13 protein-coding genes and 1 pseudogene are annotated in these 9,115 nt (G+C 47.4%); 12 read left to right on the forward strand and 2 right to left on the reverse strand.

All coding sequences use genetic code 11. The annotated features are described in order from the left end of the window. Positions 1-46 precede the first annotated feature (46 nt). The 3 genes from B2633_RS08375 to B2633_RS08385 all read left to right on the forward strand — a co-directional run bounded on the left by B2633_RS08375 (position 47) and on the right by B2633_RS08385 (position 1,159). On the forward strand, positions 47-283 hold the full coding sequence (locus B2633_RS08375) for a hypothetical protein (protein ID WP_483170151.1): 237 nt from the start codon (positions 47-49) through the stop codon (positions 281-283). Beyond that, positions 273-707, forward strand: a complete 435-nt coding sequence (locus B2633_RS08380) for a DUF1492 domain-containing protein (protein ID WP_483170152.1) — start codon at positions 273-275, stop codon at positions 705-707. The genes B2633_RS08375 and B2633_RS08380 overlap by 11 nt, the downstream gene beginning before the upstream one ends. A gap of 98 nt (positions 708-805) precedes the next feature. Continuing rightward, a complete protein-coding gene (locus tag B2633_RS08385) occupies positions 806-1,159 on the forward strand; it encodes an HNH endonuclease (RefSeq protein ID WP_483170153.1) in 354 nt (117 codons plus the stop codon). A gap of 39 nt (positions 1,160-1,198) precedes the next feature. Here the strand turns inward: B2633_RS08385 and B2633_RS08390 are convergent, their stop codons facing one another. Continuing rightward, positions 1,199-1,489: a type II toxin-antitoxin system RelE/ParE family toxin gene (locus B2633_RS08390; protein ID WP_483170154.1), complete on the reverse strand. Its 291-nt coding sequence runs from the start codon at positions 1,487-1,489 to the stop codon at positions 1,199-1,201. Beyond that, positions 1,489-1,830 (reverse strand): AbrB/MazE/SpoVT family DNA-binding domain-containing protein, encoded by a 342-nt coding sequence (locus B2633_RS08395; RefSeq protein WP_483170162.1) that lies wholly within the window; start codon positions 1,828-1,830, stop codon positions 1,489-1,491. The genes B2633_RS08390 and B2633_RS08395 overlap by 1 nt, the downstream gene beginning before the upstream one ends. A 246-nt stretch (positions 1,831-2,076) precedes the next feature. Between B2633_RS08395 and B2633_RS08400 the strand changes: the two genes are divergently transcribed. The 9 genes and pseudogenes from B2633_RS08400 to B2633_RS08440 form a co-directional block, all read left to right on the forward strand. Continuing rightward, positions 2,077-2,655: a P27 family phage terminase small subunit gene (locus tag B2633_RS08400; protein WP_240082777.1), complete on the forward strand. Its 579-nt coding sequence runs from the start codon at positions 2,077-2,079 to the stop codon at positions 2,653-2,655. A gap of 6 nt (positions 2,656-2,661) precedes the next feature. Beyond that, a complete protein-coding gene (locus tag B2633_RS08405) occupies positions 2,662-3,897 on the forward strand; it encodes a site-specific DNA-methyltransferase (RefSeq protein ID WP_483170156.1) in 1,236 nt (411 codons plus the stop codon). 66 nt (positions 3,898-3,963) lie between these two features. Next, complete coding sequence (locus B2633_RS08410) at positions 3,964-4,623, forward strand: virulence protein (RefSeq protein ID WP_483170157.1); 660 nt, start codon at positions 3,964-3,966, stop codon at positions 4,621-4,623. Beyond that, a pseudogene (locus B2633_RS08415) lies at positions 4,620-4,844 on the forward strand (DUF4314 domain-containing protein); the annotation flags it as partial. The gene B2633_RS08410 and the pseudogene B2633_RS08415, both read left to right, overlap by 4 nt. A 39-nt stretch (positions 4,845-4,883) precedes the next feature. Then, a complete protein-coding gene (locus B2633_RS08420) occupies positions 4,884-5,072 on the forward strand; it encodes a DUF5049 domain-containing protein (RefSeq protein WP_483170163.1) in 189 nt (62 codons plus the stop codon). Positions 5,073-5,192: 120 nt separating this feature from the next. Further along, positions 5,193-6,755: a terminase large subunit gene (locus tag B2633_RS08425; RefSeq protein WP_483170158.1), complete on the forward strand. Its 1,563-nt coding sequence runs from the start codon at positions 5,193-5,195 to the stop codon at positions 6,753-6,755. A gap of 174 nt (positions 6,756-6,929) precedes the next feature. Beyond that, positions 6,930-7,622, forward strand: a complete 693-nt coding sequence (locus B2633_RS08430; protein WP_061212674.1) for a DUF3800 domain-containing protein — start codon at positions 6,930-6,932, stop codon at positions 7,620-7,622. Positions 7,623-7,688: 66 nt separating this feature from the next. Next, positions 7,689-8,912, forward strand: a complete 1,224-nt coding sequence (locus tag B2633_RS08435) for a phage portal protein (RefSeq protein ID WP_483170159.1) — start codon at positions 7,689-7,691, stop codon at positions 8,910-8,912. Then, a partial coding sequence (locus tag B2633_RS08440; RefSeq protein ID WP_483170160.1) for an ATP-dependent Clp protease proteolytic subunit occupies positions 8,909-9,115 on the forward strand: 207 nt, incomplete at its 3' end. The genes B2633_RS08435 and B2633_RS08440, both read left to right, overlap by 4 nt.

The raw sequence follows: 9,115 nt of genomic DNA on the forward strand, positions 1-9,115 counted from the left end.
GCTCTAATTGACGCGGTAAAAGCCAGGATTGGAGGTGCAAGTCTTTATGAGTAACAGGTGTTTTGCTTTAAGTGAAAATAATCGTTGCAAGGTGCTAACCGTTGTTAAGTGCCCAGGCAGCAGTTGTTCTTTCTATAAAACCCCGGAGCAGGCAGCTGAGTCACACAGAAAAGCCAATGCCAGATTGGCCAGTCTGGACGAAGCATACCAGAAGCATATTGCAGCTACCTATTACCGCGGCAATATGCCCTGGCTGGAAGGTGATGATGGCTATGATGGTTAAAGAATATTTATCCCGGGCTTACCGAATTGACCAGCGAATAAACAGTAAGCTGGAACTGGTGGCGTCACTCAGGGATTTAGCCAGGAAAGCTACTGCAATGCTGTCGGACATGCCCCGTAACCCCAGCAATAATATTCATTCCATGGAAGATATCATTGTAAAGATCGTTGATCTGGAAAATGAAATCAACCAGGACATTGATGAACTGGTTGATTTGAAGCGAGAGATCGTAACCATCATCAAAAAAATTGAAAACCCAGTGTACCAAACTTTGCTTGAACTTAGATACCTGGGCTTTAAAAGCTGGGAGCAGATCGCTGTTGAAATGGGATATAGCCTGCAGCACGTTTTTAGGATGCATAAAAGGGCTTTGAATAAGGTAACTCAAAAAGATGAGAGTAAATGTGATAAAAAGAGAGTATGAGTCTGTTCCATAATTAAAATAGAAAATTGCTTAAATCATTAGGCCTCCGCAGGTTGCTTTGCGGGGGCTTTTTGTATCCTTTAACGAGGTGAAGTTTAATGCCTTTTAAACCCAAACGACCGTGTTCTTACCCTGGCTGCCCGAAGCTGACACACGACAGGTTTTGCGAAGAACATCAAAAGCTGACCGACAAACAATATGAAAAGTACCAGCGTGATCCGATCGTGAAGAAACGCTATAACAGGACTTGGAAGCGAATCCGCGACCGGTATATAAATGAGCATCCCCTTTGTGAAAGGTGTCAGAAGGAAGGTAAATTGACACCAGCTGAGGAGGTGCACCATGTTGTACCGCTTTCAAGGGGTGGAACCCATGCAGCGGATAATCTCATGGCGTTATGCACTAGCTGCCACTCAACCATAACAGCTAAGGAAGGCGGCCGCTGGGGGTAAAGAGATATATCACAAAGCGATGGCTAAGAATTGGCATCATTATTTCATGTACCGCTTCAGTTCTTTATAGAAGTTTTCACGGGTACCCGCAAGTATCACGACTACGGTTTCGTCATCTTCTTCAACAATGGTATAGGCCAACTCGTAGTTGGTTTTATTGTGGAAGACATCACAGCAATATACGCCGCTAAGATCACCGGTTTTAGGTTCACCAAAATAGGGATCTAGCAGAAGCTGGTCAATGACGGCCTGGAATTTGTCTTTCAGCGGTTTCTCTTTTAGCTTTTTGAAATAGCGAGCTGCGGGAGGCAGAATGACTAATTTGGTCATCAGTCCGCCTCCGGGCCAAAAACATCTTCATAAGTTTTGCTCGATGCTTGGCCCTGAGCAGCAAGACGGGCTTCATCAAGCAAGCGTTCCACAGCGGGACGGATTTGGCGTCGGGTTTCCTTAAACTTATCAAGCAGTTCTTGTCCTGACAGCCCTTGTGCTATTAAATCGGCCAAGATCTGTTCGTCAAATTCTCCGCTGCTTTCCCGGATGGGACGGATGATGATGGCATTGTTTTGGACATAGCATTCTACTTCCTTATCAATGCCGACGCTGTTATAGAACTCAATCGGTATGGTTATCTGGCGTTTCTGAGATACCGAGATACGTTTTTTTATCATAGGATATTCTCCTTTAGTTTTAACTTGAGACACTAGTATTCCTCCTTTGGTAGTATATGCTGATTCAACGAAAAACATACAAAGAATCTTTGATTAAATGATAACAAAGAAACAAAGAACACTCAAGGGGAGGGGGAGGAAAATCCTTGTTTCTTTGCGCCTGGAAAACGGGCGGCCCCCTTCGCGCGTAAAAATTACGGTTCAAACGGGGGATTAAACCACGCCACAGTAAGGAGGTGAAGGCTTGTGGCAAAAGACGGAACCAATAGGGGCGGCCGCAGGGTCCGCGCCGGTGACAAGCCGCAGCCCCTGGCTGACAAAATCTCGGCCGGAAAGGCCGCAAAAGTTTTAGCCGCCCCGGAACTGCATCCCGAGTCGATGCTTGAAGCGGACGACCTTGACGATGCGGCCGATTTATATGGAGAAGATATGCCAACGCCCAGCGATTACCTCAGCGCGAGACAGAGAGATGGTAAGCCGCTGGGCGCTGACGATCTGTTCAGAGAAACTTGGAAATGGCTTAAAGAGCGCGGGTGTGAGAAATTCGTTAACCCAAGATTGATTGAAGCCTATGCTCAGGCTTTCACTCGCTACATCCAGTGTGAGGAAGCCATCAGCACCTATGGGCTTTTGGGCAAACATCCGACTACGGGTGGCGCTATAGCCAGCCCCTTCGTACAGATGAGTCAATCTTTTCAGAAGCAGGCCAACCTCATCTGGTACGAGATTTTTGACATTGTAAAACAGAATTGCACTACAGCCTTCGTCGGCAACCCGCAGGATGATATTATGGAAGCCCTGCTGTCAGGCAGGAAAGGACGGTAGGTATAGATGAACACAACCGGGCGTTTTGAAAAAGTTAATATCGATCGGTTAGTACCTTATGCTCGCAATGCCCGCACCCACAGCAAGGAGCAAATACTTCAGCTTCGAGCATCACTCAGGGAGTTTGGCTTCGTCAACCCGGTCATCGTAGATAAAGACCTTAATGTTATCGCGGGACACGGGCGCATCCTAGCTGCCAAGGAGGAAGGTATTACTGAAGTACCTTGTGTGTTCGCAGAACACCTGACTGAAGCCCAGAAGCGGGCCTATATTATAGCCGATAACCGCCTTGCCCTGAACGCTGGCTGGGACGCGGAGATGCTCTCGGTAGAGCTTGCGGATTTGCAGGCTGCCGATTTTGACGTATCTCTTCTCGGCTTTGATGACACGGAACTGAACAAACTATTGGGCGGTGCCGAGGACGTTAAAGAAGACGACTTTGATGTAGAAGGCGAACTAGCCAAGCCCGCTATAACTAAGGCGGGTGACCTCTGGTTACTGGGGCAGCATCGCTTGGTCTGCGGTGATAGTACCAAAGCGGAGACCTTTTCCCTGCTTATGGACGGTAAACTTGCCAACCTGGTGGTGACAGACCCTCCCTATAACGTCAATTATGAGGGTACAGCAGGCAAAATTAAAAACGACAACATGGCGGACCAAAAGTTCTATCAGTTTCTGCTGGAAGCTTTCACCCTGACCGAAAAGGCGATGGCCAAGGACGCAAGTATCTATGTGTTCCACGCCGATACCGAAGGACTGAATTTCCGCAAAGCCTTTTTAGAAGCAGGATTCTATCTCTCGGGAACGTGTATCTGGAAAAAGCAGTCGCTGGTACTGGGGCGCTCGCCATACCAGTGGCAGCACGAGCCGATCCTGTTTGGCTGGAAGAAAGCGGGCAAACACGCCTGGTACTCCGACCGTAAGCAGTCTACCATCTGGGAGTTTGACAAACCCAGGAAGAATACTGACCACCCGACTATGAAACCCGTGCCGCTGGTAGCTTACCCGATACTCAACTCCAGCATGACAGGGTGTATTGTTCTTGATCCGTTCGGTGGTTCGGGCAGCACCCTGATCGCCTGTGAGCAGACCGGCCGGATTTGCTACACTGTGGAACTGGATGAGAAGTTCTGTGATGTTATTGTGAATAGGTACATTGAGTTTAAGGGTTCCGACATTGATGTTTTTCTTATGCGCGATGGTCAGAAAATACCCTTTAACAGTGTGCCAAAACTGGTATAAAGGCTTGCTATTCCACAGCTTAAGAGTGATGTATATGACTACCAAAACAGAAAGGTGGTCGATCTCATGGAATTTAAGTTTAACGTTACCGGCGCTAGGCGTAAAGAACTGGTTCAGGTGATCAGCGAAATCCTGAATACTGCATCGGAATACAAAGGCGCTCCCACATTTGCTTATGTCATCGGCGGGTTTACCGTCAACAAAGAAGGCACTCTCAGCGCCAGTGAAAACAACAGTGAGGAAGATCTTGAGCAACTATTAAACGAGCTTGACCAGCGCGGATTTCAATTTGAAGCGCCGAGCGAACTGGTTATTGAGATGCCCAGGGAAGGTTTTACCGAATCCGCCATTGCCAATCTGGAGCGACTGGTTAAGAGCAAGGAAACCCTTATTAAGAAAGCCTTGGACACAGACAGGTTGCCAATTGAACTGACCGAGGACAGGCTGCGTTTCCCTTGGTTCTCCAGAAGCCTTGCAGCGGAAGAAGTCAACGCCTATGCCCGCTTCATCGGGGCGCTCTGCGCCATGGCCAAGAACCAGCATCGGGTAACCGCCACTGAAAAGGCTTATGACAACGAAAAATACACTTTTCGCTGCTTCCTGCTGCGCCTAGGCTTTATCGGGCCGGAATACAAAACGGAACGGAAAATCCTGCTCTCCAGGCTGACCGGCAGCGCCGCTTTCAAAAACGGCCAGCGCAATTCGGAGGAGGAGACTGAAGCATGAAGCAGATTCATCCTGAAATGTTAAAGGCGCTCAGGTCATATTTTTCCCCGGGTACGCGGGTCGAATTGGTCCGTATGGAGGACCCGTACACCAGGCTGAAACCTGGCGACCAAGGCACTGTATCATTTATAGATGATACCGGCACCGTATTTGTCAGCTGGGACTCCGGTAGTGGGTTGGGGGTAGTATTTGGCGAGGATGAAATAAGAAAACTTGATGATACCCTGCGCCGCCAAGTCGGCAGAAATGGAGGAGACCAAATGAACGAAACCATTCGGTTGCAGATTTTAGCCATCAGGGAAAGCGGCGTCACGAATATGTTTGACATCCACCGCGTTAGGCAGGAAGCATACTCCCGAGGCTTTCACGAACTGGTTAATTACCTTAATGACCACAAGACCGAGTACGCGCGCTTTATCCTGACGGGCGAGGAAGATGAGAGCAAATAACTGAAGGCCAAAAAATATACGGTTAACAGAGCTTCTTAATGAGGCTCTTTTCTTTTATTCGCTTTAAGAAAGGAGGCGGCAATCGTACGCAAACTCAAGAAATATAAACCGACACAGTTTATGGCACCGGATTCAAAATACAGCAAAGATGCCGCCGACTATGCTGTGGCGTTCATCCAAGCCCTGTGCCACACCAAAGGCTCCTGGGCTGGCAAGCCCTTTGAACTTATCGACTGGCAGGAACAGATTATACGCGATATTTTTGGGATACTGAAACCAAACGGCTATAGGCAATTCAATACGGCTTATGTGGAAATTCCAAAGAAAATGGGTAAGTCTGAACTGGCGGCCGCCATTGCCTTGCTTCTTACTTGCGGGGACAACGAGGAGCGTGCCGAGGTTTACGGCTGTGCCGCTGACCGCCAGCAGGCGTCCATCGTGTTTGAGGTTGCCGCCGATATGGTGCGGATGTGTCCCGCACTGAACAAACGGGTTAAGATCCTGGCTTCCACCAAGCGGCTTATTTACCTGCCGACCAATAGTTTTTATCAAGTGCTGTCGGCTGAAGCCTACTCGAAGCATGGTTTCAACATCCACGGCGTGGTGTTTGACGAGCTGCATACCCAGCCTAACCGGAAATTGTTTGACGTCATGACCAAAGGCTCCGGGGATGCCAGGATGCAGCCGCTCTACTTCCTCATCACGACAGCGGGCGATAACGTCAACAGTATTTGCTATGAGGTGCATCAAAAAGCCAAAGATCTGCTAGCCGGTCGTAAGCATGATGCGACGTTTTATCCTGTAATCTATGGAGCAGAGGAAGATGACGACTGGACTGATCCTAAAGTGTGGAAAAAAGTTAATCCGTCGCTGGGAATAACCGTAAGTATCGACAAGATTAAAGCTGCCTGTGAAAGTGCGAAACAAAACCCTGCTGAGGAAAACAGCTTCCGGCAGCTTAGGCTCAACCAATGGGTCAAACAGGCAGTACGCTGGATGCCCATGGAGAAATGGGATAAGTGTGCTTTCAAGGTTGACCCGGGAAAATTAAAAGGCCGAGTTTGCTATGGCGGGTTAGACTTATCCAGCACTACCGATATAACGGCTTTTGTATTGGTTTTTCCTCCGGTTGATGAGGACGATAAATTTCATATTCTCCCCTACTTCTGGATACCGGAAGAAAACCTCGACCTCAGGGTACGACGCGATCACGTAAACTACGACCTGTGGCAAAAACAAAGTTTTCTGAAAACCACCGAAGGCAACGTGGTCCACTACGGATTCATTGAAAGCTTCATCGAGGAACTTGGGACCCAGTATAACATCAAAGAAATCGCCTTTGACCGCTGGGGCGCGGTCCAAATGACGCAAAACTTGGAAGGGCTTGGTTTTACAGTGGTGCCGTTTGGCCAGGGGTTTAAGGATATGTCCCCTCCTACCAAGGAACTAATGAAACTGACCCTGGAAGAAAAGATCGCCCATGGCGGCCATCCGGTTCTGCGCTGGATGATGGATAATATCTTTATCCGAACTGATCCGGCAGGCAATATCAAGCCCGATAAAGAGAAAAGCACCGAACGGATTGATGGAGCTGTTGCACTGATTATGGCGTTGGATAGGGCTATTCGACATGAGGGTAACGATGGTAGTGTATATGATCAAAGAGGAATAATTATCATTTAATGTAAAATTAAAAAAAACCAGACTCCGTTGACTTTCGCCCTCATTAAACATATAATTAATATGCAGGTAGAAATACGCTGTATACTCGTGTAACCGAATTAGCGTTTAAGCGACATGTAATGTCGTCGGTCACGAGGCCGCCAATTGGCGGTTTTTTTGTTTTGAGGGTTTCATATGAATATTTATATTTATTCTGATGAATCTGGAGTGTTTGACAAAGTACATAATGATATCTTTGTTTTCGGCGGCTTGATAATCTTAGGTACCCTTTCTAAGGAGGAATGGTCACACAGATATGCTGCTGCTGAAAAAGCAATCCGGACCGCAAGAAACTTGCCAAAAGAATTTGAACTTAAGGCAACTAATTTATCGAATAAGGATAAAGGTAAGCTATTTCGTTCCCTTAATAACTGTTACAAATTCGGGGCAGTAATTGATCAAAAGTCGGTCTTGGATAGGATTTTTGAAAGCAAGAAAGATAAACAAAGATATCTTGATTACGCATACAAGATTGGAGTTAAAAGAGCTTTTGAAAACTTGATTCGCAAGAATGTGATTGCTCCAGATAATATAGAGCGGCTGTACTTTTACATCGATGAACATACAACCGCAACCAATGGATATTATGAATTAAAAGAGGGGCTTGAACAAGAATTTAGAAATGGAACATATAATTACAGTTACAATGCCTTTTATCCACCAATTTTTCCCAGACTGTTAGATGTACAATTACAATTGTGCAATTCCAAATCAAAACTACTTGTAAGAGCAGCGGACATAGTTGCGAACAGAATTTATTTCGAAGCACAAAAAGGGAATAATCTTAATAGATGGCATAATAAGCTAAACATAATTCGATTACCATAGTTACATAATATTTGAGCATCTCCTCGGAGGTGCTTTTTTCATGCCCATTTTCAGGAGGAACGATTTATGAAAATACCTTTTCTTTCGGGCTTGCTGAAACCCCGAGCAAGTCCTAAAAATCGTCTGTATGGCAGCACATACAGCTTTTTCTTCGGCGGAACCGCCAGCGGCAAAACCGTCAATGAAAGAACGGCCATGCAGACCACCGCGGTATATGCTTGCGTCCGAATTCTGGCGGAAACCATAGCCAGTCTGCCACTCAATATTTACCGATCCACGGACAATGGCAAGGAGAAAGCCACAGACCACCAGCTATATTATCTGCTCCATGATGAGCCTAATCCGGAGATGACTTCATTTGTGTTTCGGGAAACACTGATGAGTCATCTTTTATTATGGGGCAACGCCTATGCCCAGATAATTAGAGACGGTAGGGGCCGAATCTTAGCTCTTTATCCCTTGCTGCCCGACCGTATGACAGTGGATCGGACAACTGATGGGCAGCTCTATTTCGAATACCGCAAGAACACCGGATATGTGATCTTAAGGCCAGAAGATATCCTGCATATTCCCGGGCTTGGTTTTGACGGACTGGTGGGCTACTCCCCCATCGCCATGGCCAAGAACGCCATCGGCATGGCAATCGCCACCGAAGAGTACGGGGGCAAATTCTTTGCCAATGGAGCCAGTCCAGGCGGAGTTTTAGAGCATCCCGGGGTAGTCAAAGACCCGGCCCGAATCCGGGAAAGCTGGAACGCGGTCTACCAGGGCAGCGGCAACGCCCATCGGGTAGCAGTTCTGGAAGAAGGCATGAAGTTCCAGCCCATCGGTATTCCGCCGGAACAGGCGCAGTTTCTGGAGACCAGAAAGTTTCAGACTGAGGAGATATGCCGGATCTTTCGGGTGCCGCCCCATCTGGTGGCCAATTTGGATAAAGCCACTTTCAGCAACATCGAGCATCAATCTATCAGTTTTGTAGTCCATACCATCCGGCCCTGGCTGGTAAGGCTTGAGCAAGGAATGAACAAGGCTCTGCTCAGCCAATCCGAAAAAGGTCAGTATTTTGTGGGTTTTGTGGTGGACGGACTATTGCGGGGCGACTATTCTTCGAGAATGCAAGGCTACGCCATAGGTATTCAAAACGGTTTCTTAAGCCCCAACGATGTAAGAACCTTAGAAAACATGAACACCATCGAGCATGGCGATATTTATGCCATGAACGGCAACATGCTGAAGCTTGAAGATGTGGGCGCGTATGCCAATACCAAAAGAAAGGAGGTCGGCAAATGAGCAGAAAGTTTTGGAACTGGCTCAAAAACGAGCAGGATCGAACCCTCTTTTTAGATGGGTATATTGCTGAGGACAGCTGGTTCGAGGACGATATTACCCCCAAGCAGTTTAAAAATGAGCTGTACGCTGAGGATGGGGATGTGGTGGTGATGCTCAACTCCCCAGGTGGCGATGTATTTGCCGCCAGTCAAATCTACACCATG

This window comes from Syntrophomonas sp. UBA1041 (assembly GCF_002316705.1).
GTDB lineage: Bacteria > Bacillota > Syntrophomonadia > Syntrophomonadales > Syntrophomonadaceae > DTU019.

Excerpts from the sequence above, each read along its gene's own strand:
- B2633_RS08425 (WP_483170158.1), top strand. The coding sequence starts at position 5,193 with ATGGCACCGGATTCAAAATACAGCAAAGATGCCGCCGACTATGCTGTG.
- B2633_RS08405 (WP_483170156.1), top strand. The coding sequence starts at position 2,662 with ATGAACACAACCGGGCGTTTTGAAAAAGTTAATATCGATCGGTTAGTA.
- B2633_RS08380 (WP_483170152.1), top strand. The coding sequence starts at position 273 with ATGATGGTTAAAGAATATTTATCCCGGGCTTACCGAATTGACCAGCGA.
- B2633_RS08410 (WP_483170157.1), top strand. The coding sequence starts at position 3,964 with ATGGAATTTAAGTTTAACGTTACCGGCGCTAGGCGTAAAGAACTGGTT.
- B2633_RS08435 (WP_483170159.1), top strand. The coding sequence starts at position 7,689 with ATGAAAATACCTTTTCTTTCGGGCTTGCTGAAACCCCGAGCAAGTCCT.
- B2633_RS08390 (WP_483170154.1), bottom strand. The coding sequence starts at position 1,489 with ATGACCAAATTAGTCATTCTGCCTCCCGCAGCTCGCTATTTCAAAAAG.
- B2633_RS08375 (WP_483170151.1), top strand. The coding sequence starts at position 47 with ATGAGTAACAGGTGTTTTGCTTTAAGTGAAAATAATCGTTGCAAGGTG.
- B2633_RS08395 (WP_483170162.1), bottom strand. The coding sequence starts at position 1,830 with ATGATAAAAAAACGTATCTCGGTATCTCAGAAACGCCAGATAACCATA.
- B2633_RS08385 (WP_483170153.1), top strand. The coding sequence starts at position 806 with ATGCCTTTTAAACCCAAACGACCGTGTTCTTACCCTGGCTGCCCGAAG.
- B2633_RS08420 (WP_483170163.1), top strand. The coding sequence starts at position 4,884 with ATGAACGAAACCATTCGGTTGCAGATTTTAGCCATCAGGGAAAGCGGC.
- B2633_RS08430 (WP_061212674.1), top strand. The coding sequence starts at position 6,930 with ATGAATATTTATATTTATTCTGATGAATCTGGAGTGTTTGACAAAGTA.